Origin of the sequence: Paenibacillus sp. FSL R5-0912 (genome assembly GCF_000758605.1) — a bacterium.
In the GTDB taxonomy this organism is placed as follows: Bacteria; Bacillota; Bacilli; order Paenibacillales; family Paenibacillaceae; genus Paenibacillus_AQ.
Genome location: NZ_CP009282.1, coordinates 3,297,247 through 3,321,162 on the forward strand (window position 1 = coordinate 3,297,247; position 23,916 = coordinate 3,321,162).

The window sequence follows — 23,916 nt, forward strand, 5'->3', positions numbered from 1 at the left end:
TTAAAAAACCGTCTGATCGCGTACTTCGAGACGCTCGCTTCATGTTTAACTGTATTTTGTACAACTAAAGCGGGCGATTTATGACTCGGGGGAGTTATAACTGCACTTCATACAACTAAAATAACAGCTACGCCGCAAACGAACACTTTTCTCGATTTTAGTTGTACAGAGTGCACTTATCCTAAATCAACCGGGTTTTCGCCGTCTTATAACTGCACGAAATACAACTATTCCTTATGCAGTAAGTATAAAACCTCGTTGCAAAGAGATCGTATGTTCGCTATAGTGGTCTCGTAATTAATATTTTCACTATAGAGGAGATAGATTCCAATGCAGCTGGGTTGTACGTATCTAATCGTCCGTGATATGAAGGGTTCCATTGCCTTTTATGAAGCTTTGCTGAATATGAAAGCAGATTCCCGGAAGCTGGAGCGCTGGGCACAATTCCACTGCGGGAACACGATCGCTCTTTGGAATCCGGAATTCGATAAGGAATTGATCCGCACGAATAGCGATGTGTCGGAGCATTTTAATGAGGCGTATTTGAATTATAAGCAAGAAAGTGAGGTTCGATACGGGAATAATGTGATTCTTAACTTCAACGTTTCTGATTTGAATGCTGAGTATGAGCGGGTGAAGTCACTGGAGATCGGAGCCGTATCTGAGATTTTCTATATCCATGTTGTGCGCCCTTATCACTGCTTCATGCTCGAAGATCCGGATGGTAATTTAATTGAGATCACAGGAGAATATCATACAGAATCAATTTCTCGATGGAGTCAGTGATTGCCTTGGATGCTTCTGTATTCCAGCGGCGAAGGAGTAGCAGTTACGGATTGATTAACCGTTAATTGAACTTTTAATTGAACCTTTGATCACCATCATCTCGCCCGGCAGCTTTGTCACATGACTCATTTACAAATAGTTCCACAAGAAATATGCTAACCTTACTAAATACTGAGCAATCACAAGGAGGACAACTGATGAAAGGGGCTTACCTGAAGTATTTTGGCGTGGCGATCATCGTGCTGGGGGTATTTGCTTGTATTCCAGTGGGATTCCATTTGGGCGGTGTGCTTGCAGTTGTTATATTCCTCGCCGTTTCCTGCATAGCCGGTATGTTTTTTATTGGCTTCGGTGAACTTGTCTATTCCTTGCAGCGCATTGAGCTAGAGATAGCCGGGGAACGTCCGCAGTATGATCCATTGACCGGACAATATCAGGTACCGCCCAAAGACAACGGTCGCTGATCATGGCAGAGTTCCACAGCTATTATGATTTACTTAAACATTCTGAACTCTAATACGATTACGAGGAGAGGGGCTGTGAGAAATGATGGCAACAGGTTTTGGGTCATGGCTTGCCGGCGGATTCAGCATATTTTTCTTTTTAATCTGGCTGGCATGTCTGGGGCTCGGTATTTATTTATTCGTTCTGGTAGTGAAGCTCGCGCGCAGAGGAATTGTTGCATTAGATCTGTACAATCATGCCAAGAATCTGGAAATCCGCAACCATTACGAATCCGTTCACAAAAATGATGAGTTCTAATTGATACATAGCCAATTAGAATTGGATGTGTGGATTCCCTGCCGGAAGGCGGGGTGTTTTTTTTGTATTACGACAGATTCTAAGTCATTTGCATATTATGGTAAGATTTATTATACTCCCAGTATGTAAGTTTTAAATTTGAAATACATGGAGAGGAGTTTGATCGGGTGAAAAAGAAATTAACCGCTGCGCTGACTGTTTTTGCTGTACTTGGAGGAATGGGAACGGGGGTATACGCCGGAGCCAATCTGCAGGAGATCAAAGCTTTTCTGAACCCGGGAATTAAATTCAAGGTAGATGGCCAGCCTGTGCAGCTGAAGAATAGCAGCGGTGCAGTGATCGCTCCGATTTCTTATAAGGATACTACGTATCTGCCAGTCCGTTCTGTGTCGGATCTGCTCGGAGTTACCGTTAAATTCGATGCCGCCTCCAATACCATTTCATTAGGCGAGCAGACGGAAGGAGTCTCCATTGCAGCCGGTTTTGACTCGTCGTACCATACCAAAGATCCTGACAAAACCGTCTATAAAGATAAGGACTACAAAGATGTCCATTTCGATAATGGCAGCGGCACTCGCGGCAGCTCGTTCATGCTCTACCCGAACAAAAAATATCAGAAGCTGTACATTCAGGTAGCGGCGATCGGCACTGATATTAAAGACTTTACCGTGCAAGACAGCGATACGGATACGGTGCTTAAGAAGCTGAACATTACCCCTGAAGAAGGGCTCGTAACCGTAGAGGTGGACATTGCCGGAGTAAGCTCTATCTATGTAACCGGGGACGTACAAGACGGCTCATCCATGTTCGTTCCATTGACTACTTCCTATTATAAATAACTATAGAAGAACCCGGGAGACTTTTGTCTCTCGGGTCTATTTTTTGTTGGCGGGGGTAGCTGTGACAGAGGTGTCGTATCCCCGGTTGGTCACATAATTCTCTATGCTCCAAATCCCCAGCTTCGCAGCCTTAGCCTTTTTCTCAGTGGCTCTGAGCTGATCCACATATTTCACATCCGGCGGATACATGGCAACCCTGGCCAGACCTTCTGCGATCAGCATTTCATTCACCATCTCATCACCGAGATAGACATAAGCCAGAATCCGGCCGTATGGATCACGTTCAGACACATCCATTTCGACCCTAACCGTTTGCCCGTTCAGAAGCTCCGTTAAGTATTCGCTGGCCTCAGGGCCAAAGGGCTGAACCGGTGTATTGGCGCGCTTGGTTTCAGGAGTATCAATGAGCAGGAGCCGGATTTTGTCCACCGTACCATCTTCGAACTTAACTTTGAAAGTATCTCCGTCGGTCACAGATAGAACTTCAGCCTGAGAAGAATATGTAAGAACAATCGTGTCCAGTGTTTCAAAGGTATTGTCCGGTTCATCTTTCGACAGGACAGCTGTCACCAACGAAATCGTAAGAGCTAATACAATCAAGCCGTACCTGGTAAGCTTCTTACCGTTATTAGATTTGAACATTTGCTAATGACTCCTTTGCCGCGAATATATCATTACGGTTCACTCAGCCGGAGGATCTTTTGGATCATTCATAGATTTGCCGGGTCTAGAGAAAACAACTCCAAAGGCAATACCCAAGGCTATGCCCAAAGGCAAATTATCAAAAGCCATCCAAAACACTATACCAAAGCATAAGCCCAGGGCGATGCCTTGCTGGGAGGAGTCTTTTTTCTTATCCATATCCATGTCTCCTTCTATAGATGTAATTAAAATCAAGCAGCTGATTGGCGGAATAGCATAAAGGGTATTATCCGGTAAGCCTGCATATCTTACTGGCAATGTTAGGCCTAGAACGCTTAAGGAGTGAAGATGTGTATACCAAAAAACTAATCTGGACCATATCGATGATGTTATCCATGCTGGCAGTGAATGCCTGCAGTAATCAGCCGGATGTGCCTGCAACTGATTCTATGCAGACCTCTGCACCGTCCGCCGGGAACAATAGAGTTACGGCTCAGCCGGATGCTTCTGCCGCTTCCCAAGAGCTGCCGGAGAATCTGCCGGAGGATTTCCCGCTGCCTGAGGATGTTCAAATCAAGCTATCCCATTCTGAAGAGAACGAAGGCAAAAAGACAGCTCTTCTGATCTTCACCACAACGCAAAGCATGGATACCGTATCGAAGATCTATCAGGATTATTTCTCTTCAAGACTCGGAAGCGATTCTGCACAGACCCTTGATGACAAGAACCTGATTATCCAGGGGACCACCAAAGACAATAAGCAGAGCTGGTCGATCATCGGCGGTTCTTTGGCTTCCCAGGAAGGTACTGTAGAGCTAAATGTAACATGGGCGGAATTATAAATTAAAAATCCTGTTAGTGATGAACATCCGTTGGTGTAGGGTCAGGAGAGACCGGCGGATGTTTTGTTTGTATTAGTGTATTTTACCATACAATCCCCCGATATTAATCCCGCATGGACCAGAGAAAGGCGGCAATACGCCTGAATTCCCTTCACTTGTTACGTTCGTCCTCTCAGAGAAGTTGCAAAATAAAAGAGCCTGGCAATTAGCCAGACCCTTGAAATCCCTGAAATCCTATCAATTACGCTGGAGTAACAAATATCCGCTGATGCTTGAGGTTTTTTTGCGGAACACGATTCTGAAACCGATGTCGTTATCCTGCAGGCAGGCTAAGGCCGTGCTAAGCAATCCGTTGGTTCTTAAGCTAGGCAAGCAGGGTTCGGCATTTCCGATAACCCGGCTGGCGGTAATTCTGCGTGCTGATCCGGGCACTAACGGGTTCCGGCTCCAGTTGATCAACACCAAATCCGGCTGACGAGTCGCCATGCTAATCTACCCCTTTCTATTAAGGTTCTCTATATAGAATGCAGGGTAGAATTATAATGCATCAGACTTATGCGGAGTCCCAGCTAGCTAAATACGGATACTCTGCAAATCTAGTGCTGAAGCCCAAAAATAAGTAGTATACTCAATATCGGAAGCAGTTATATAATTAAGCTGTTGAATGAAAATAATGTCAGGCGGTGTTTTATTTTGTCGTGGGAACCAGTCGGGTTCATGTTTTTCTCAGGTATAGAGGCATTTTCTTTATATTTTTTAATCATGTGTTTGTTCAGATTTAGATTTCAGGAGCATGTATGGCAGGCTTTATCGTTAACCCTATTGATCAATCTTCAAAGCTATGTACTCCGCAATGATTTTACCTTAGGAAATATAATGCCTTTGGTTACAATAGGTTTTTTCGTTCTTTTCTTTGCTGTTTTTGTGAGAATGTCGTTGATCCTTTCATTATTGTCAACCATATCGGGTTATGTCATATTTGGTGTGGTGCAGACGGGGGTTGCAATTCTTCTCTTTGGATCTATCGATGCTGCCAAGTCAGGTATTAGTAATGGGTACATACTGCAATCCGTAAGCGGGGTACTCATTATATCAGGGGCATGGTTAGTTTATCGCTTAGGTTATGGATTTAGTTTCGATTTGAATAAGCTGAAGTTTAAGTTTGAAGATATTTCGGTTATCCTGTTGATCATGCTTTTTCTGATCTCCATTTCATCAGTTCTATATTATAACGAGACTTACATTAATATTATTTACTTCGCGGTTACATCAGCTTACCTACTGTACTACGCCATCCGAAAGGATCAAAAAAGTGATTGAAAAACTATCTGCCCTCACAGCAAAAGCTATAAAAGAAGCGGTTCCGCATCATCCAACAAGTGAAGCTGTACTTAAATATGCGCTGGAAGGTATTTATAACGCTGTATTTATAATCGGCTTGACATTGCTTATCTCAATGATTACCGGTAATACCAAAGAAACGTTCATTATACTCCTAACCTTTGCGTTATTAAGGCAAACAAGCGGAGGAAAACATCTTCAATCTGGCGTTCTATGCGTAGTAGTTACTACCTCACTATTTACAGGAATGTCTTTTGTTAAGCCAGATGTACAAATGACGCAAATGCTAAACCTTATCAGTATTCTTCTTGTAGCCATGTACGCACCATCCAATATTGAGCATCAAAGCAGGATTCCTAGAAAGTATTACCCGCTGTTAAAGCTAATAGCAGCTGTAATGATTGCGGCTAACTTCATTATCATATCTCCAACAGTATCGGTCAGTTTCTTTGTACAAGCGCTTACTCTGATTAAAACTTCACGAAGGGAGGTGAAATCCATTGACTAAAATTCTACAGAAGATGAATAAGAGCATCGTTTACGGATTGGCATCTTGTCTGTCGGTAGTGGCTTTGACGTTTGTCAGTACTGCAAGTATTTTGTATATTCATCAACCGAAAACTCCTTCAGAGTTATTGAAATAAGGAGCGGACAATTATGATTACATTATCAGTGACAAAAGATGTGAATGGCCAATCCGGTGTGGTTTCTCTGCCGATTGATGAAATCTTGTATATGCAGCACAGCAGCGGTTTGCGAAAGGTCGTTGTATACACAGAAGATGGAACCTATTATACGACAGGTCCCCTTAGCTATTGGTGTACAGCACTGAATAATAGCGGGTTCGAATTTTCGGTGGGAGACCGTACAGCGGCCATTAATGTGAGGAAGATCGTACGGATGAATGATTTTTTTAAAACAGCGTACTTTAATCTGAACAGCAAAAACGGCTGCATGCTGTCAAAAATAGGTTATGAGGATTTAAAGAAACAATTGGGAAGTGCAATTGAAAACATAGTATTTAACTAGCCACCCTTTGGGTGGTTTTTTTAAGTATCAACCTAATCACTCAATTCCTTACTTTTCCGAATATGCGGCGTATATTTCTAAACCCGTGCTGTACGGGTATCGGACTGTTTGGGGTCCGTGAAATAACTGAATCAGAATGCCCTGGGGATCAGGCAGTAAGGAGCCTTTGACGAACATAATCGCACAATATTCTTTAAATCCGTGGATTAGAGCTATATTCGCGCCTTGAAACGTATAACAAGGCCCCCCCCACTTCAATTCCTCTGTCAGCTGACATCTAAGCAGGATCGTCTGGAGTTTCCCGTATTCTTCCTTCCATTGACTTGCTTTATTAAAGAAAAAATCCACTTTAGGATTCAATTCACTACTTGTCATTCAGTAACATCTCTTCTTTTGATGTTCAATAGATAGGTCCTCTCGGAGTAAACTGCTGTATATTGCTTATTGCTGTATATTAGAGTTTGTAGCAGGGCGACTGGTATAATATAACAAATATGAATACATGCTATTCATACTACTGGCGGCGATTGGTATAAAAAACAATTCCGGGTTTTTGAGTTTGCCTGGCATTCAAGCAAGAAGCTGGCTGAAATGGCTGGGGCGAAGTAACTGCTTTTTGAGATCAGGTCGCTTGATCCAGGGAAGAGCGGGTAGACTACTATGAAGGCGAGGATAATGTGGCGGAGAAGTGGAAGTGAGCTAGCGTGCAGTCCGGGGCATTGTTAAAAGCCCTACCGCCAGTAATGGTTCGCAGGGCTTTTTTACTTTTTTAGATTACGCCTTCTCCTCCAATAGCATTTGCTGTGAATGCTATGGGTCCAAATAGATTTATAGGCAAGATGCTATCATTTTGAATTATCAATTCATAGTTGTGGATTCCAAGATAAGGACCATCAACCCACAGAACATTTAATTGAATATCAGTATTTGTAGTAAACGAATAAAAGGATCTATAAATATCGACCCCGGCACGCCGGATAATAACAATAAATTGACTATTAGCAAGTGCAGTAAGACTAAAACTGCCATTTAACTCGACTCTACTGGAGAAAGAGGCAGGATTAGCTGGACTAATATTTACTTGCGCTGTGGCTAGAGCCGCGCCTGCTCCAGGAATCCCCGCAACCGTTATAGCTGTAGTGAACGGGTCTAACGGGATTTTTGCCTCTGAACCATAACTAATAATTGTCGCCATTAATCATCACTCCATTTCATAGGTATACGTTAATATATTGTTAATCCGAAAGTATATATTGGACTTAATTCCTGATGATTATATCCATTTTAAAAAGAGAGAAATGAAATAACAGCAAGTAAAATCAAGCAAGGATCTTCCATTATCTTTAAAATAAATGTAGGGTGATTGAAACGGGGTGAATTAACGAATGTACGAGTGGCAGAAACAAATACAAATCATCATTGATGAAATTGACATAAGCATTAAAAATTACAATGATGAAGCTTTGACACTACGCAATCTTTCCTGCAGGCTGGGTTATTCCGAATTTTATACTACGAGAAAATTCAAGGAAATATCGGGGCTGCAATTTAGGGATTATCTGCGGCATAGAAAATTAGCTTTTGCACTAAAAGAAGTTCGGGATAGTGAAAAAAGCCTTTTAGATATTGCCTTTAATTATGGCTTTTCATCACATGAAGCGTTTACCAGAGCCTTTAAGGGAACCTATGCTGTAACTCCAAGTGATTTCCGGAAAAATCCTAAGCCAGTCGTTCTTCGTACAAAATTAAACCCTTTTGACCGCTACTTTTTAGGATTGGGAGAGATTGGGATGATTAAATCTACAGATGATGTGAAAATTTATTTTGTTACCATTCCCGCTCACAAATTTTTACACATTAAAAACTATGAGAGTAACGGGTATTGGGATTTTTGGCAAAAGCAAAATCTTATTCAGGGACAGGACTACGAGACCATCTGCGGCTTACTCGATAGTATCAAAGGCAAATTGGATGACGATGGCGGGAGTGAAACTAATGGGGGCAGCGGTCAGATTATGGCGTACATTAATGACCCGGACGGCAGACTCTGCGATTGGGGGATACCGCGTACAGAGTGTCATGGTGTACGGCTTCCTATGGAATTCGAAGGCCAAGTCCCCCCGCAGATGCTTATGATTGATGTTCCCGAAGACGAATATATTGTATTTGAACATGGGCCATTCGATTATGAGCAGGAGAATCGTAGTGTAGAGGAAAAGATTGAACGGGTAATGGCAACCTTTGATTTTGCAGACACGGGTTACTTCTTTGATACTACCCCCGGCCGAATCATTTACTTTTATTTTAATCCGGAACGGCATTTTAAGTACATTAGACCTGTGCGGAAGTAGAAGCAAAAAAGCCTTGAATATCTGGGCTTCCTGCGTAAAGGATGATGGGGTTCGGGCCCCATCCCCCTACCTTGTCAAGTTGTTATAGCCCCTATAGATTACTTCCGTTTCTTCCGGCCAATTAAGCCGCCTACTATCCCAAAGATCAAAATACCAACAAAGGCAAATACAATCCAAAAAGCTATACGCACAACTATCACTCCTTTTAAATATACAATACGAGAATAGGTGGATTTCCGCAATGAAAGGTGTCAGGGGCGATTGATCCTACAAGGATATGTAACGAGTACTTGTCTGGATGGCACCAGTAGGAGCGGTAGCAGATCATTTATTTAAACCGGACAGAGCCGGACAGAGGTGTATTGGATCAACCTAGTAGCATCCGGGCTGATTGGATAGATGTAGTAAGCTTTTGGGCTGCAGCAAGAAAGTTACTCGGGGCTCAGGTAGAAATGGCATAATAAAAGAGCTGCTTTCGCAACTCTCTCATGCACAGTCATTTTGGGATTAGAATTTACTCCGGCATGATCCAAACGATCTCACAGATGCGTACAAAGAATTTTCTGCCTCTGATATCCAATACAACATGGTCTGGCTTTACATCCATCACACAGCCGCTAATCCCGCCGCGAGTGGTTTCAAGTACCACCTGCTTACCTTTTACAGACATTAAGGTTTCAACGACATAGGGATCAATTGGATAGACCATGATTGCTTGTGGCATCTGTTGATGCATTGGATACATTTGATTATTCAGCACTTTGTTACCTCCCAGATGGTTATACCTCATGCTATGCAAACGCCTAATTAATGAGCTGGGTGAGAGCCCATTTTTGATAGGTACTAAGCGTTATGACATAAATACGTAAAAATAATAATTCAACGTAGGGAACTGACATGCAGCCAAACCAAAGACCAACCCGCATCCCTCGAAGCAGAAACCTCACGATAATTTCCCGGTCTCCAGCTGCTTTCGTGCATCGTTCCTTGTGTGTAGGCGTTCAGTGATCCGAAAAGCATACAGAAGTCCGTTAGTCGCGACTTTTCCACCAATTGTGCCCTAGCCCAAACCCATGTCGCTCAACACGCTTTAATAGGCCCTTGCACGTTTCACCTCAAAAAACTTGCCCCTACTTAGGATAGGGTTCTCCGGGTTGTCTGTAACGGCAAGTTTTAAGGCCATCCTTCGCGGGATGGTCTTTTCTTTGAAAGATTGAGTTGACGTTTTCGTTCACACTTAAGCATTTCTATTAGGCTCTCATTATTCCGAGCCAGCACATTTCGCCTAGAGGAAGAAAGACGCCAATTTGAAGTGAATCTTTTTCGATTAAGTCGTCTGACGCAATTGGTTCTTCCAATGAGAAAGCAAAAATCAGGGAAGATCATCAACACTTCATCGGCTGGCGGAAAAGTTTATACATTGCTCGGTGCCTGTTACCATGCTGCGTCTGGAAGTTAATCCGTTCGGTATTGACGTCATTATTATTGAACCAGGAGATACAGAGAGTGAATGGTCAAGATTGTATCCCAACATGTCCAGAAAACTTCCGGGGATACTGCTTACAGTATAATAGCTAACACTTTTATAAATACCTTTGAAAATCGAGTACTGTTTATCCTCCTGATCGTATCGCACATTGGTATTAGAAGCTATCCGATCAAAAAAACAAAAACAAGAATGTGGCAGGTAATGCTCGACCCGTAATATTCATGCGGAAAGTCTTGTCGGATAAAATGTTTGATCGTGTTCGCAATCAAACTAGCGAAGGGCTCCATGTTACAAGTCGCAGTATTGAACGACAACAACTAACCTACACAGGCCGGAGCGTAGGAAGAGGAGGTGGACCTGGTCATCATCAATTCATAATATTTGGGGCTGCTTGCGGGTTTTTGAGTGCAGGCAGCAGAATGCCATCGATTAGCGCTGTAAAAAAAAGCTTGTCGAACGGTTTTCGCTGGATAAGTCCGCGAAAGGAAGCCATTGAAGTAATGACCTGGCAAGCCATCTCAATGTCCGCGTGAGCGGGAATTTCACCACGAACGACGGCACGGTTCATAAGCTCGCGGTTCATAGCCACCCATGGTTCGAAAATCCCCGCTGTTCCTGCTTCGGCAAATTCCGGCTGCTGCAAAAAGGAGCCCAGACCGGCTAGGACTCGGAATTTTCGCTCTTCTTCCGCAATCGATTGCGGCTTCAAAAGCACGAGGAAATCTTCGCGCAAGGTTCCTGTATCTGGTAAGCTTTCGAGCTCAAGTTGACTTCGGTTCATCCATGCTAAAGCGTCTCTGACTAATTCTGCCTTGGAAGACCAGCGGCGATACACTGTCGCCTTCCCAGCCTTTGCCCGAGCCGCGACCATGTCCATTGTCATCCCCTCAAAACTCGTATCAGCGAGGATGTCTATTGCCGCCTCGAGGATTTTATCATCCCGCGTGTGATCTCGCTTGCGGCCCAATGTTTGAGCAGGCTTGTCTGCCATGGCCTCTGGACTTTCGCCCCTCTCTGAAATTTCCTTTTTTATTTTACTCATAGAATTAGCTCCTTTTAAAATATATAATTAAAACTCTTCAGTTCCGGAACTTTACAGTTTCGTAATTATGTGATTTAATATCATTATCCCACATCGAACGGGAAATATATAGATGGTATCCCATACCAAGAAGGAGAACATAACCATGCAGATCAAACCCGTAGCCTTGATCACCGGGGCAAATAAAGGAATAGGTTTACAAATTGCGAAGGATCTTGCGGGACATGGCTTCACCGTACTCGTTGGATCACGCAGTTTTGAGAATGGGGAAACTGCAGCCAACAGCATCGGAGCAGATGCGCACGCTCTTCAGCTTGACGTTACAGATCAAAATTCTATCGTTGCAGCAGCAGCGCGAATTCGGAACGAATTCGGTCGTCTCGATGTACTCGTGAACAATGCAGGCATCTCACATGCAGGCAAACCGGGTGAGTTTCCAAGCAGCGGTGCGGCGAGCGGTCTTATGACTGTTGCTTCGCTCGAAGAGATTCGAGCGGTTTATGAAACTAATGTTTTTGGTGTAATTGCTGTCACCCAGGCCATGCTACCACTTTTGCGTGAGGCCCCCGCAGCTCGTATCGTCAACATGGGCAGCAGCGGCGGATCCCTTAGCTGGAACTCTATTCCGGGTAACTCACATCGTGCAATGTTCGGGGCCTATTCGGCGTCAAAATCGGCAGTTCATGCTGTGACACTTGCCTTTGCCTTTGCGCTTGAATCGACAAATATTAAGGTCAATGCGGCATGTCCAGGTTTTACATCGACTGCACTTAATAATTTTGCCGGCACTCGTAGCGTGGAACAAGGGGCGCATGAAGCTGTCCGGCTTGCGATGATTGGCGCGGACGGTCCAACAGGCACGTTTTCAGATGAGGCTGGACCCGTTGCGTGGTAATTATAGTTTATACATTAGTGGTTAACATCTTAAGGGGGATTTCATAATGCGTGTTTTTGTCACTGGAGCAACAGGTTACATCGGTTCCGCTGTCGTTCGTGAACTTATTGATGTGGGTCATCAGGTCGTCGGTCTGGTGCGTTCAGACAATAGCGCTGCGAAACTAAAAGATGTCGGGGCCGAAGTACACCGTGGCGACATCGACGATCTCGACAGCCTTCGTAGAGGCGCGGCAGCTGCGGACGGGGTCATTCATCTGGCATTCAATCACGACTTCTCGAACTTCGCCGGGGCACTCACAGCAGATCTGCTTGCGGTCGAAGCGATGGGGGCCGCGCTAGAGGGTTCTGGTAAGCCGTTCGTAATCACCACGCACAATAATGGAGCGGCAGTGGAAAACGTAGTATTATCTCTGGCTGAGCGTGGAGTGCGGACTTCGATCGTAGAGCTTTGTCCTTCGGTACACGGTGAGGGTGACACAGGGTTTGTGCCGAGACTGATAAACATTGCCAAAACGAAGGGCATATCAGCCTATGTCGAAGAGGGGACCAACCGCTGGCCCGCTGTCCACCGTCTTGACGCCGCGCATTTATACCGCCTTGCGTTAGAAAAGGCACCCGCCGGTTCAAGACTAGACGGGACTGCAGATGAAGGAGTTCCATTTCGCGACATCGCAAGTGTTATCGGTAAACATCTGAACGTGCCTGTCGTCAGCATTTCACGTGAAGAGGCAGACGCCCACTTTGGTTTCCTCAGCACGCTTGCAGCACTCGATATCCCGAGATCAAGCGTTGCAACTCAGGAGCTTCTGGAATGGCAGCCAATGCAACCTGCCCTGATTCCCGACCTCGAACAGTCTCACTACTTCAACAACTGATTGGAATGTTCCCGTAATTTTAGCCAAAGGTACGGGAGCGTTTTTTTTCTCTTAAACCTCAAGAACCTATTCGGTACGTCGAAGGATGAGTAGCATTGAACTTGAGTTCAACACCATTTTTTAATGATCTCCTCTTGCCCAAACGGCGGAGGGATCTTTTGCTGTGAGTCGGCAAAAGATCCCTTATAGGTACATTACAATCTTTAGCACAAATAAATTCGTAGAAGCGCATTATCGTATCCTTCTAACCGGAATGTGGCAAACACTGCTCCTATAGTCGGCATAATACAAAACTTGCCCCTACTTATGATAGGGTTCTCCGCGTTTAATCTTAAACTATTCTGCCAGTTAGCTTATTGAAGCTTTTTCATCGATAGTCATAGTGATTGATGCACAGTACGAAGAGATGATGCAATGGGCTGATAGGCCATCATCCGACAGCGTACGCTTAGCCGTCAGGCTGGAGCCGCACCAAATCATTAAGGGACAGAGAGGACTATCCCTCCTCTCCCGCTAAGGGAGGATACAACAAACGTGTATATTCGCAATTATCACTATTATCTCTCACACAACAGCTTTGAAATTAATAAAAAAGATGGTACTGATGTAGTATTGAAGATTTTGAGGAGAACACTAGAAGACATACCGCGAAGGACTTAAGGGTAAAAACGACCAGGACGGGGGAATAGGCCGAATGAAAAGGTGTCTAAGGATGTCTTTCTCAAAGGGTTGGAAAGATAAAAAATAAGTGGTGCCATAATCGGCACCAATTCACAATTTGAGTCATTGAGGCAATAGGCTGACAAAAAGAAAAAACCCTTATAAAATAAGGGTTTTTTCAGGTGATGCAGTATAGGACGGATGGGGTTCGAACCCATGACCCCTACCCTGTCAAGATGAAAGGATAGGAAATGTGATTCAACCTTACTCCGACAACGTTTATAATTAATCGACCATCAAATTTAAGAACTCGATAGTGTTATTATATTGTGGTCTATTGTGAAAGTAAAGTGGTTTGTCCAAAAAAGGAAGATAGTGGTCTAGTAAAGTGATTTTATTGCAATACGCTGCCATATGAATATTGAAGGGTCACTATTCAGTGTACACTTTAATTGTACGTAGTATAAACGTGCATACTTCACACACTTCAAAGTTATTGTTGATGCTGTAGTGGCAGTAATTTGCATATTTACAGTATTATATGGACTAACCTGGTCATCTTCATACAGCCCCCATGTGACAGGTTCTGAACCGTTTGTAATTAATGTGGTTCCATCGTAGACATTAGCCGTTAAAGTTTTTGACTGAGTTTCTTTTATTTCTGAGATTATTGTACTATTTGAAGTCATTACAATTGTCTTAGACACTGGGGCATCTTCAACCGCCAGAATAACAGTATCTGTGATACGCCCATTTGTAGCATTGGCAATTGTAACAGTAACACTACCCACTGAATGGCTTGTCACAAGCCCTGTAGCGTTCACGGTGGCGATTGCAGTATTAGAGGATGTAAATGTTACAGGTGCATTGCTTGTGCTTGTATAGACTAACTGTAGCGTAGAACCGAGAACTACAGAAGTTGGTTCTGTCGTAATATCAACTGGACATGCAAGGCCGCCAGCAATTCCATTAGCAACATCATCTGTACTGCTGTTAATCAGATCCTTCTCACAGGACAAATTTGCAATTCCTTTTTGAGAAAATGTATCTATTCCTGTAATCTTAAACATCTGACCATCAACAAAGAATCTATTACCGATTTCTAGCCCCAAATCCTTATAGTATTCATTAGTAAAAACATTGATACTGCCATCTGCTACAGTTATTACCTTCCCCGATGTTACCCCTAAATCTCCAACAGTAATATAACAATCCACATGAATAAAACGACATGAAGAGTTGACGATTATAGTTTGCGGCAATCTTCGGATGATCCCTTTGTATTTGTTATAACGCTCACTATTTATCTCACTGATAAGCATGTATTTATTGCCTTCAAAAACAATAATATCGCCACGATGGATAGGAGACAGAGAAGTAATCTTCTTATCATCATAACCACTATTAAGGTTCGTATTAGTAATGACTACTCGTGTAGGTGTAGCAGATTGGTTTATATTAACATCCGTACCAATTTGACTCTGGATAAATTCAAAATCGGCTGTATCGTTGACATTGAATAAATCAAACATTGGATCACTCCTTTCATTAAGAGTTGAACAACATAAACGTTGAACTATTACTGTTCGTATCGTCTGTAACTGCCATCATGCGGATTTTCCGTTCTAACTGGTCAATACGATTCTGAAGAGAATCAGCAAAATCAGTGATAGTGATATCATCAGATTTGTATGACTTCATCAACGATGGATTATTAGCAATACTGTTCAAGACAGATAGCGCTGCTGAATAGATATTGCGTTTATCCGTGTTAGAGGAAGGAGAGTATTCCGCTTCAGGATCAGTTACTCCTTCTTCAGCAAGATAAACAGATTGTTCAGCAGAGGATAAAGTGATTCCTTGCGTTTCAAGTTGAAGGCGTTCTGTGAATTTCATATGATTGCTCCTTTGTATAGGGATTTTTGGGCATACAAAAAGACATCACTGGGATGTCTTCTTTAAATACTTTTTATTCGAAATACTTATTTAAATTATTAGTTAATTTGTCCTTAATTAACAAGATGTCTTCTTGGCTGATATGTGCTCCATCTTCGATTATGTATTCACCGTTTTCGTTTTTGTCTAATAGTGGTTCCTCATATTTTGTTCCATCAACGATAACAGTAAATATACTTGCCAAATCCAAAAGCGAATTAAATTTGTTGTCATCATCCATAGAGAGTTGAGCACTGGTTTGTATAATATTCAGTGCTTCTAATAAATCATCGTCCATTTCTATTAGATTAGTATCTTCATCTCTATTGTTATATTTATTCACGATTGAAGTATACACCGTACTAATTGCATCCTCAACAATTGTATCGTCAATAATAGATGCGTATTCTTGTTTCAGTTTTAGTTCATTGGAAATATTAATCATATCCTTATCTCCACGCCCTGAACATCCGCTAATCCCTAGAATAACCATCAAACCAACAATGCACATTATAAATTTATTCCTCATCTTATTCACCCAATGATCCGCCTAACATTTCTTCTAATTCGGCTTGAATTTCTTCTTGTGTCATTTCATCAACGGGTTTATAATCGCCATCAAAATTATAATCTTCAGGGTTGTCACTAATTCCGTTTTCAGGAACATACTGACCATCGCTAATATAATCGTTAGGATTAGTCGATGGCGCTCTAGGATCAGTTACAAGTTCCTGCTCGGTAATTTTGTTGTATGTACTCGATGTTTCGCTAGACTCATTATAAGTGGCTTTAGCATCTGAATTAATTGCTACTTCCTTTGTAGTTAAAATGGTATTCCCCCAGGTAGGGTCAGAAATCACTATATTTCCTTCTAAATTTACACCGTTCTCACCAATGAGTTCTTTTACATGGTAAGGTTGAACATTGGCAGTTGGTGAAGTTACTTCTAATGAATATGCTCCCTTTTCTAGGCCATTGCCATTATAAGAAAAAGAACTACTTGTAAATGATCCATTAAGAACTATGGCTTTCTCTTGAGCAGAATAGTTATTCGAAGTATTCTTTAGAGTTAGCATTAACTCCATTCCACTTGGCAGGTTGGTTTTTCCACTAACAGTTACGGTATTTTCTGGGCTAATATCTGTTGAGATATCTAATTTAACATCAATTGTAGATGCTTTAGTACTCATATCATTTGTTACCAAAACATTTTCAGACTTATTAGTTAATGCAACTTCTGATGTCTGATTTGAATTTGAACAGCCAGCCAGTAAACAAAACACTATTGATGAAATTAATATTATTCCACACTTATTCATTTGCCCATCCCCCAATATATTTTACCTAAATTCTACCATCAGATAAGTTGATAGGTCTATAGGATTAGGAAATTATATGGATAGTGGTCTGAAAGTAGGTAGGAGGGCAAAATAAAAAGCACTCAGGGGAGAGTGCTTTAAATATGATGAAATCTAGAAAATCCCAAGTAAATCGACATTGTAATATGCATTGTATAAATACAAGATAAAAACACATGAAGCAGAATTTTCAATTAATAAAATTATAACGCCTAGAAATGCAGGGAATTCTTTGTTGATTTTAACTGGTTTCCTTTGGAATATATAAACAACATTCCCTACTATGCTTATGATCTGTAATAATACATCTACTAATACGAACTTAACGACGCCAATTGCGAGAATTAAAGAGTAGGGAATGGCTAAAATAAAACCAAAAGTTCTCCAGTTTAAACCATTAATTATATACGCAATAACTAAAGCGGCGATCCCATAGAAAATAATATTTCTTATGGCATCTTTCAATACCTTTGACAATACTGATTTTGGATTATTCAAATCAACATTTTTGAATATTACTGGTTCCATATCCATTCTCCTTAATCAAATATTTCGTTTAGTCTTTGGAATGTTTTCTTGAAATGAAATTGATAATGAACACCAGATAGACTATAAGAAAAATAAAGTAGGAGTAAATTGCAAATGATCCTTCTGTCTTATTTAAGTAACTTAATATCTCATGAATAACTAGAATAAAAGAGGACATAGTTATAACGAACAAAAAAACACTTAGAATTTTAATATTAAATGGCGTTGTATCTTTTTCAAAACCTGTACGTATTATGTAGGTATTTTTGATGGCAATTCTTTTCAATAAGTATAATGACATAACAGATATGCATAAATAGAGGACAATCAATCTATCCACCCTTTCGTTAGTTGTAAATACACTATTCGACAGGAGGGGATATTTCCCTTTTTTTATTTTTTTATTCCAATGTGTAAATCCATACGATGCAGGACTCATTTCCAGTTTTGAGGTATCTGAACCAATTTTAAAGCCGATTCAGCACCGTGTCATATGCACAATAGTACAAATCAGCGTCCAAAATCATCGAATTGGATAAATTTAGTCGATAAATAGACCACTAACTAGACCAGTTAGCGGTTTGAATAGCATACAACTATACTTATATGCTATCTAGGGCTGATTTCATCATATATCACTCATAATTGGTAATTAATAGTAAAATTTGATTAAAAATTGAACGAAAATTTGATTAAAAAATTAGCCAAATGACACCATATATATAATAATAGTAGGGAGTTGCAGATTCGCAACTCCTTTAATTGATATATAACGTGTGCGCGAATCACTATTGTTCCACGGGAAATGTTCCACGCTATATCTACTCTTTTATATGATTGCCACCACATCTTTACTAACTATTAGTTGGTCACTGTTTTATTATCACCATTATTACTCATATCATTATTAACACGCTCAGTACTTAATCTTTCTAATTCGCTGTTTATATCCGTGGTGTACGGTGAATGTCCCAATACAGATTCCACACTGATAGCACTCATCTCTCTCAACTTACTGAGATTATCAATGATATCCTTCTCAGATTGTGGCATAGCATATTGGAATACAATATCCAATGTATCCCATTCTTCATCTGTAAATACAATCCCTTGCAACTCAAGCAAGCGTCTAACCTTGTTATAGCGCATCTTCATACTGTCCTTTATGTACTTCTCACTAATCATGGCTTTAAGGTTACTCAATGAGAACAGAAGTTTGATACTTACTTCTGAAAGATTGGAAATGTCTGTCTTACCCAATACGATACCAGGCGTTGAACTGACATCAAGTAAACTGGTCATAAGATGTTTATACAATGTCTCAAACGCTTGATGATCAAACTTATTCTGGACAAATTGGAACTCTGCATCTGAATCCAACACAAGACCAGCGCCAACTATTGATGTAGGGAGTTTATCTCCTGTAAGTTGTTGCCCTTTTAGTACCGGGATACCTGTAATGTATTTGTAGAAAGCATCTACACTTCGACTTATCAGATCCTCAAGTGAATCTAATATAGTCTTGTAATCTTCCAAATCACTCCGACCATATACATCATCAATAGGATTATCATTTCTATATAGAACAGGCAATCCAGTCAAATTGTCAAATGTTCCACGACTTTGTAATGTTCCACCACTATTACTATACTTTTCAACACGGTCAGGATAGTAGACATTGTAAAATGTAACATTGTTAATCGTATAGGCTTCAACAAATGCCACATAATCATTATCTGCTGTTACAACTGGATAGGAATCTGCTACATCTATCAATTTACTTGTAATCTTACCATCCTTAACATAAACATATTCATAAGCATTACCGTAACGATTTACACTATGTACTAAATCAAAATCTAGTTTATCATAACCATTTTTATAAACAGTTTTAATCGCTTCTACAACCTTCTCATTGCCCGTTAGAGTGACTTTGTTACCAATAAGATATGCAGTCCCAAACTCAAGCAGCCGTCTTCCCATCTGAAGCACAATGCGTCTAGGAACAAACTCTTTCCCGTTAAACATCTCACTTGGTCTAGTGTTAATTAAATGTTTGCCAGATATGTACTCTTTAATATCGAGTAGATTCATAATTCTCATTTGGTTGTTAACTTCTTCTACATATTCAACAAACCAATTGTTACTGTAACCAAAATCATTTATAAAGTCATTGATTGTACCCATGTGTACACGCTCCTTATATTATACGTACCATTTGTTATTTTTCATTGCTTGAACACAGAGAGAATGGCTGATAATGAGATCATCATGTAAACCAGCACCTTTTTTGTTGCCCATTTTACCGTTATTCTCAACAAATATTGTCATCTGCTGCAATGTATCCTTGTCTTCAATAAGAATTATTCCCTTTTCGAAATTTTCTTTAAAATCTGAAATTAGTATACTTTTGCTCGATTCAGAGGTGAGCCAACCTAGAGCAAACTTTTTATTACCCTTTTGATCGAATGTTTTGTGTTTATATAGATTCATATAATGATAATCTTCACGAAGCCGTTGCAAACAAGGAAGACCATAGGAATTTTTCTCCACAGCAAGGAACGAATAATTATAGAACCGACCACATATATTCAGAAATTCTGCAAACTCATATACGCTAATTTTATTACTGGCAAATGCTAATACTTGCTTTCCCTCGGAATCCATAAGTGAGAGCGAAGATGAGTCCCCAAGCGCCCCGCTCGCGACATCTGAACCTCCATAATATTTAACATTGCTACGAGGAAGGTGATAAATATTCAATCCTTTACCGATATATTTAAGTAGTTGTTCAGGTAATTCAGTTTTCAATTCATCCTTAGACATAGGAGGGAGGACGTTTTCTAAACGCTCTAAAATCTTGCCTTGATCAAAAACATTCCTGCCGCTCGTACGGAATGACTCTTCGGGCGTACTAGGGAACTCTGTCATAAAATCAACCGCTGACATACTAGATAGTTTCCATTTTTTCCACATTATCATTCGGAGATTTCCACCTGCATCATATATCCGCTTTTCATCCTCAGTTAAATCTTTTGCTGTTAAACGTTGACCTTTATTATTTAATTTGTACCATTCCTCAGCAATATTATGTTCATAGCGGAATTGTTCGATATAGGCTTTACTTGTCCATGAAAAAAAGAATGCTTTATAGTTAGTTTGACCTTTCCATGAACGCATGAAGAGGTCATAATAGAAATTCATTCCGTTCGAAGTGGATTCAATCACGATCTTACTGTCCGGATTCTTCGCTAGACTCTGGGTAACACTTGTCAACAGTTTAGATTGATTAACATCATAAAACGCCAGTTCTGAACACAAAACAAATTGGTATGTTGACCCTCGTCCCAGATTGACACTTGGAGGGCTGACCTGAATACGACTCCCATTAGACAACACTAATTCATCTCGATTATCTCTAACCGTATCAGGGAATTTGTATTTTGGCCGAGGTAAATTGTCGTTCATTAATTTTAGTCTTCCAAATAGTACGCTAACTTGTTTATTGTCTTGAGACACAATCATATAACTGGAGTTGGGTCTTAATAATGCCTGATGCAAACAGATCGCTAGACTGGTTGTTGATAGCCCGATTTGACGTGCCTTGCTTACGATATTAAATTTGCCCATGTTATCCACGAAATCATTTTGTTCATTATTCAAAATGAATGGAATCAAATTACCTTCATTGTCTACAATTTTAACGAAGTTCTTAGCGAATAATTTGAAATCTTCCATAACCAAATCAAACTTACTTTTCTTCTTTACTGTTTCAACAGCCATATATTTTCCTTTCCAGAACGCAAAAAAGGACTCAGTAAAATTACCGAGTCCGCTTCATACATTCTTATGTATTTTTATTCTTCTTTCTCTTTATTCTTCAGCACAAGGATAATATCTTTCACCTTCTGAGGTAGTGGGATACCTAATTTACCGCCATTTTCGGTAATCGAAGTAAACTCAATCAAACAAAATGCTCCTGAAACACCATCAGTCACAATACCATTACCTTTGAGTACAGCAACTTCAATTAGATAAACGGCTCCGATCAAGAGAACAACATATACTTTCCTGATTAGCCCTAACGTTCCTATTCGACTATTAATATTCTTTTGATAAACTCCAACCATGAATCCAGTTATGAAATCCAACATCATGAGTCCCAGGAGTACAGTAAAAACTAAACCAAATCCTCCAACCATCCATGACACGATTCCTGTCACGGCTCCAATTGCCAATTTAACTACAACATCAACACGTTCCAATTTGACACCTCCTTTCAGATTGCTTGATTAACATTATGTTCATCAAGCAACTCTACATTTCCAAATCGTCTTCTTCATCATCTTTGCCGCTTGCTGAAAAGAATTTCTCTGCTTCCTTATTGTGCAAATTAATCTCCTTCATCAGTTTCAACATCATTTCAATATCTTTAGGATTAGGATCAGACTCAACTTTCTTCTTCAGATTCTCGTAGATAGTCAACAAATCGTTTGCCTGTTTAGCCGCTAACACAATTGAAACGATATGTTTATACTCTGGGCTTCGCTCCCAACGGTAATATGTTCCCATGCCTTTCAAATCAACCTGTTTCAAGAATTCTTCCTCAGTCATATTCCGCTCATTTTGCATCCAGATATTGAATTTGTACTTTATGTATAGTTGCTTTTTGTATGGCAACTTCTTTAACACATCATAAATGGTCATAGCCATGTCTTAACCTCCCACGCAAATATGATAAATACCTTTAATAACGTCACAGACAGCAAAAACAAATGTGCTAATCAAATAACCAACACAAACGTAAACAACTACTTTGACCAATTTATTACCAATTTTCTTCATTACATTTTTCATTTAAATTATCTCCTTCGATTTCCTTATAATTGAATAACAAAAAGAAGGGTCAACCGCTCACCCTTCCAATCACCCTACCTATATAGTTGATGTTCAAAATCATACAATAACTCTTATGGATTTTTGCTTAAAATTGATATGAACGACTCAATCAAACAGACTTGCTATGTCAATTTCATTTTCTTGTTTTTTGATTCTATTCATTTCATCTTCTTGGCGCTTCTTTTCTAATTTGATCATGCGTCTACGTTCTGTAAGTGATTCATTTGTTTCACTGTATCCGTCATAACTAACAAAGATATCTCCTTCATGTTCAACATCAGGTGCAAGACCATGATTATTTTCAATTAACATTGCATCCCTGAACTGTGACACTTTATATAAAATATCTTTACTCATTTTGCTGTCTGATAGTAAGTCTTTAGCATAATCAAACACTTTATTAAATGTATCAGTTGACAGTCTTGGAGTTCCTGCGTTCGTTATTCCACATACCAATGACTTAATACTAATCTTTTTAATTTTATCCTTAATCTTTCCATACTCCGCATTTTGTTGAACCACATATATTAGAACATCGTTAATATTTAAATCATCAGTTAATAATACTGATCCTTCACGTTCAATGACATGCGTGTCTGATTCGTAATATTGTTTAATGCTTTCTTGTTCTGTGTTAAACGCTTCCTCTTGTTTAATTTTTCGTTCCTTTACCTTCCCATATTGATCAATCCAAGAGTTGATGTCATTCATATCAAATGTTCTTGCCATAGAAGTAATAACGTTTCTAGATCTCTTAGTAAACGCTGGTTCAATTCCCAACTCTTCGCAAGTCATCATAATATTAATATCATCTTCAACAAGAGCAGCATTAACAGTTTTACCTTGTTTATTTATAGTCTTTCTGCCCCAATTACTATGTTGAATTTTACGTTGTAAATATTCAAGTGTTACCTCACCATACATAGTCATAAACAATTCCGAATCAGTAGGGGTGTCGGTTGAAACTACATCCTCAGTAACAGTTGTTTCAGGTTCAGTATCAACTTCAAATACACCACGAATAAAATAAGTGTTAGGTTTTTTGCTATATTGACCGTTCTTACCTTGGAAGACTTCTCCTTGAACATATTTGATTAACTTTTTCTCTTTCATAGTTGCAATAGTTCGTTCTGCTGTTTTGATATTACAATCAAATAAAGTTGCGATTTGCTCCATACTATGATTGAATCCTTTTGAATTAAAACGTTGCAAAACACACATAAAATACAATTCATTTGGATCAGTTGTTCTACTATAAACATCGTTATAGATTGATTCTGATTGAATGTAATCAGTAAACGAAATCAATAATGTTCTATCATAGTTTGTTTTACCATTAAAAGTTAATTCGTCATAGTTGCTAATTGTAATTACACCTTTAGATTGTAAATTTGCAATTTGCTTTAGAGTATTAACCTTGTCATTGGTTGGTCTTTTCTTATCCTTGTAAACAGTTTGAACTTCAGATATTCTAGAAATAGTTGTTTCAGCCATATTCAAAAATGGATTCCATCTTGCTGCTAGAAGAGAATAGAAGTACCATTCTTTAGGTGTCAACTTAAACTCTCCGTTTTCCATAAAACAATTATAAAATTTAATAAAACCCTTCTCGTAACTCATTAGACATTTCTCCTTGTTATA

General features: G+C 40.0%; 31 protein-coding genes. 13 read left to right on the plus strand and 18 right to left on the minus strand.

The genetic code is table 11. From position 1 onward, the window contains the following. The first annotated feature begins 330 nt into the window (after positions 1 to 330). The 4 genes from R50912_RS13760 to R50912_RS13775 all read left to right on the plus strand — a co-directional run bounded on the left by R50912_RS13760 (position 331) and on the right by R50912_RS13775 (position 2,387). Positions 331 to 786: a VOC family protein gene (locus R50912_RS13760; protein WP_042235576.1), complete on the plus strand. Its 456-nt coding sequence runs from the start codon at positions 331 to 333 to the stop codon at positions 784 to 786. A gap of 197 nt (positions 787 to 983) precedes the next feature. Continuing rightward, entirely contained in the window at positions 984 to 1,250 is a 267-nt protein-coding gene (locus tag R50912_RS13765; protein ID WP_042235578.1) for a hypothetical protein, read from the plus strand. 82 nt (positions 1,251 to 1,332) lie between these two features. Beyond that, a complete protein-coding gene (locus R50912_RS13770) occupies positions 1,333 to 1,548 on the plus strand; it encodes a hypothetical protein (RefSeq protein ID WP_042235579.1) in 216 nt (71 codons plus the stop codon). A 167-nt stretch (positions 1,549 to 1,715) separates the two neighbouring features. Beyond that, positions 1,716 to 2,387, plus strand: a complete 672-nt coding sequence (locus tag R50912_RS13775; RefSeq protein ID WP_042136296.1) for a stalk domain-containing protein — start codon at positions 1,716 to 1,718, stop codon at positions 2,385 to 2,387. A gap of 36 nt (positions 2,388 to 2,423) precedes the next feature. Here R50912_RS13775 and R50912_RS13780 read toward each other — a convergent pair whose 3' ends face one another. Both R50912_RS13780 and R50912_RS13785 read right to left on the minus strand, forming a co-directional pair. Continuing rightward, positions 2,424 to 3,029 (minus strand): thermonuclease family protein, encoded by a 606-nt coding sequence (locus R50912_RS13780; protein WP_052416310.1) that lies wholly within the window; start codon positions 3,027 to 3,029, stop codon positions 2,424 to 2,426. A 39-nt stretch (positions 3,030 to 3,068) separates the two neighbouring features. Beyond that, entirely contained in the window at positions 3,069 to 3,248 is a 180-nt protein-coding gene (locus R50912_RS13785; protein ID WP_042235580.1) for a glycine zipper domain-containing protein, read from the minus strand. 131 nt (positions 3,249 to 3,379) lie between these two features. On the opposite strand from R50912_RS13785, the gene R50912_RS13790 reads away from it, so the two are divergent. Next, entirely contained in the window at positions 3,380 to 3,871 is a 492-nt protein-coding gene (locus R50912_RS13790; RefSeq protein ID WP_052416312.1) for a hypothetical protein, read from the plus strand. A gap of 237 nt (positions 3,872 to 4,108) precedes the next feature. Here the strand turns inward: R50912_RS13790 and R50912_RS35585 are convergent, their stop codons facing one another. Continuing rightward, positions 4,109 to 4,357: a hypothetical protein gene (locus R50912_RS35585; RefSeq protein WP_076245358.1), complete on the minus strand. Its 249-nt coding sequence runs from the start codon at positions 4,355 to 4,357 to the stop codon at positions 4,109 to 4,111. A gap of 207 nt (positions 4,358 to 4,564) precedes the next feature. Here R50912_RS35585 and R50912_RS13800 point away from each other — a divergent pair, with 207 nt between their 5' ends. From R50912_RS13800 to R50912_RS13810, 4 genes are read left to right on the plus strand one after another with little or no spacing between them, the layout of a single operon-like run. Further along, positions 4,565 to 5,191, plus strand: a complete 627-nt coding sequence (locus R50912_RS13800; RefSeq protein WP_052416314.1) for a hypothetical protein — start codon at positions 4,565 to 4,567, stop codon at positions 5,189 to 5,191. Then, the gene (locus R50912_RS13805) at positions 5,184 to 5,720 is read left to right on the plus strand and encodes an accessory gene regulator ArgB-like protein (protein WP_042235585.1); all 537 of its coding nucleotides are present in this window, start codon (positions 5,184 to 5,186) and stop codon (positions 5,718 to 5,720) included. Before R50912_RS13800 ends, R50912_RS13805 begins: the two co-directional genes overlap by 8 nt. Before the next feature lie 13 nt (positions 5,721 to 5,733). Further along, entirely contained in the window at positions 5,734 to 5,856 is a 123-nt protein-coding gene (locus R50912_RS34170; RefSeq protein WP_156123117.1) for a cyclic lactone autoinducer peptide, read from the plus strand. A 13-nt stretch (positions 5,857 to 5,869) separates the two neighbouring features. Continuing rightward, complete coding sequence (locus tag R50912_RS13810) at positions 5,870 to 6,241, plus strand: LytTR family DNA-binding domain-containing protein (RefSeq protein ID WP_042212764.1); 372 nt, start codon at positions 5,870 to 5,872, stop codon at positions 6,239 to 6,241. Between the two features lie 48 nt (positions 6,242 to 6,289). Here R50912_RS13810 and R50912_RS13815 read toward each other — a convergent pair whose 3' ends face one another. Continuing rightward, positions 6,290 to 6,616 (minus strand): DUF1801 domain-containing protein, encoded by a 327-nt coding sequence (locus R50912_RS13815; protein ID WP_081956493.1) that lies wholly within the window; start codon positions 6,614 to 6,616, stop codon positions 6,290 to 6,292. Positions 6,617 to 7,010: 394 nt separating this feature from the next. Next, positions 7,011 to 7,436 (minus strand): hypothetical protein, encoded by a 426-nt coding sequence (locus R50912_RS13820; protein ID WP_042235587.1) that lies wholly within the window; start codon positions 7,434 to 7,436, stop codon positions 7,011 to 7,013. Between the two features lie 190 nt (positions 7,437 to 7,626). Between R50912_RS13820 and R50912_RS13825 the strand changes: the two genes are divergently transcribed. Next, positions 7,627 to 8,592, plus strand: a complete 966-nt coding sequence (locus tag R50912_RS13825; RefSeq protein ID WP_042235589.1) for a helix-turn-helix transcriptional regulator — start codon at positions 7,627 to 7,629, stop codon at positions 8,590 to 8,592. A 514-nt stretch (positions 8,593 to 9,106) separates the two neighbouring features. Here R50912_RS13825 and R50912_RS13830 read toward each other — a convergent pair. Next, complete coding sequence (locus R50912_RS13830; protein ID WP_063840107.1) at positions 9,107 to 9,337, minus strand: YuzF family protein; 231 nt, start codon at positions 9,335 to 9,337, stop codon at positions 9,107 to 9,109. A gap of 567 nt (positions 9,338 to 9,904) precedes the next feature. On the opposite strand from R50912_RS13830, the gene R50912_RS35885 reads away from it, so the two are divergent. Beyond that, entirely contained in the window at positions 9,905 to 10,051 is a 147-nt protein-coding gene (locus R50912_RS35885; protein WP_231637853.1) for an SDR family NAD(P)-dependent oxidoreductase, read from the plus strand. A 397-nt stretch (positions 10,052 to 10,448) separates the two neighbouring features. Here R50912_RS35885 and R50912_RS13840 read toward each other — a convergent pair whose 3' ends face one another. Beyond that, on the minus strand, positions 10,449 to 11,123 hold the full coding sequence (locus R50912_RS13840) for a TetR/AcrR family transcriptional regulator (protein ID WP_042235596.1): 675 nt from the start codon (positions 11,121 to 11,123) through the stop codon (positions 10,449 to 10,451). Between the two features lie 145 nt (positions 11,124 to 11,268). Here R50912_RS13840 and R50912_RS13845 point away from each other — a divergent pair, with 145 nt between their 5' ends. Both R50912_RS13845 and R50912_RS13850 read left to right on the plus strand, forming a co-directional pair. Continuing rightward, complete coding sequence (locus R50912_RS13845) at positions 11,269 to 12,018, plus strand: SDR family oxidoreductase (RefSeq protein WP_042235598.1); 750 nt, start codon at positions 11,269 to 11,271, stop codon at positions 12,016 to 12,018. A 46-nt stretch (positions 12,019 to 12,064) separates the two neighbouring features. Beyond that, on the plus strand, positions 12,065 to 12,895 hold the full coding sequence (locus R50912_RS13850; RefSeq protein ID WP_042235600.1) for an SDR family oxidoreductase: 831 nt from the start codon (positions 12,065 to 12,067) through the stop codon (positions 12,893 to 12,895). A gap of 1,040 nt (positions 12,896 to 13,935) precedes the next feature. On the opposite strand, the gene R50912_RS33290 is transcribed toward R50912_RS13850, so the two are convergent. The 11 genes from R50912_RS33290 to R50912_RS13900 form a co-directional block, all read right to left on the minus strand. Next, the gene (locus R50912_RS33290) at positions 13,936 to 15,087 is read right to left on the minus strand and encodes an Ig-like domain-containing protein (protein ID WP_052416316.1); all 1,152 of its coding nucleotides are present in this window, start codon (positions 15,085 to 15,087) and stop codon (positions 13,936 to 13,938) included. Positions 15,088 to 15,103: 16 nt separating this feature from the next. Continuing rightward, positions 15,104 to 15,451: a hypothetical protein gene (locus R50912_RS13860; RefSeq protein WP_042235602.1), complete on the minus strand. Its 348-nt coding sequence runs from the start codon at positions 15,449 to 15,451 to the stop codon at positions 15,104 to 15,106. Between the two features lie 73 nt (positions 15,452 to 15,524). Beyond that, positions 15,525 to 16,028, minus strand: coding sequence for a hypothetical protein (locus tag R50912_RS13865; RefSeq protein WP_042235604.1), 504 nt, complete (start codon positions 16,026 to 16,028; stop codon positions 15,525 to 15,527). Beyond that, positions 16,021 to 16,809, minus strand: a complete 789-nt coding sequence (locus R50912_RS33295) for a hypothetical protein (protein ID WP_052416319.1) — start codon at positions 16,807 to 16,809, stop codon at positions 16,021 to 16,023. The genes R50912_RS13865 and R50912_RS33295 overlap by 8 nt, the downstream gene beginning before the upstream one ends. Positions 16,810 to 16,962: 153 nt before the next feature. Then, positions 16,963 to 17,376: a hypothetical protein gene (locus tag R50912_RS13875; protein WP_042235607.1), complete on the minus strand. Its 414-nt coding sequence runs from the start codon at positions 17,374 to 17,376 to the stop codon at positions 16,963 to 16,965. An 861-nt stretch (positions 17,377 to 18,237) separates the two neighbouring features. Further along, complete coding sequence (locus R50912_RS13880) at positions 18,238 to 19,563, minus strand: phage portal protein (RefSeq protein WP_042235610.1); 1,326 nt, start codon at positions 19,561 to 19,563, stop codon at positions 18,238 to 18,240. Positions 19,564 to 19,581: 18 nt separating this feature from the next. Next, complete coding sequence (locus tag R50912_RS13885) at positions 19,582 to 21,159, minus strand: terminase large subunit (RefSeq protein ID WP_042235613.1); 1,578 nt, start codon at positions 21,157 to 21,159, stop codon at positions 19,582 to 19,584. 74 nt (positions 21,160 to 21,233) lie between these two features. Further along, positions 21,234 to 21,641, minus strand: coding sequence for a phage holin family protein (locus tag R50912_RS13890; RefSeq protein ID WP_042235616.1), 408 nt, complete (start codon positions 21,639 to 21,641; stop codon positions 21,234 to 21,236). Between the two features lie 52 nt (positions 21,642 to 21,693). Beyond that, entirely contained in the window at positions 21,694 to 22,089 is a 396-nt protein-coding gene (locus R50912_RS13895; protein WP_042235619.1) for a hypothetical protein, read from the minus strand. A 3-nt stretch (positions 22,090 to 22,092) separates the two neighbouring features. Beyond that, entirely contained in the window at positions 22,093 to 22,233 is a 141-nt protein-coding gene (locus tag R50912_RS34950) for a hypothetical protein (RefSeq protein ID WP_156123121.1), read from the minus strand. Between the two features lie 147 nt (positions 22,234 to 22,380). Beyond that, positions 22,381 to 23,895, minus strand: coding sequence for a hypothetical protein (locus tag R50912_RS13900; protein ID WP_042235622.1), 1,515 nt, complete (start codon positions 23,893 to 23,895; stop codon positions 22,381 to 22,383). Between the last annotated feature and the right edge of the window lie 21 nt (positions 23,896 to 23,916).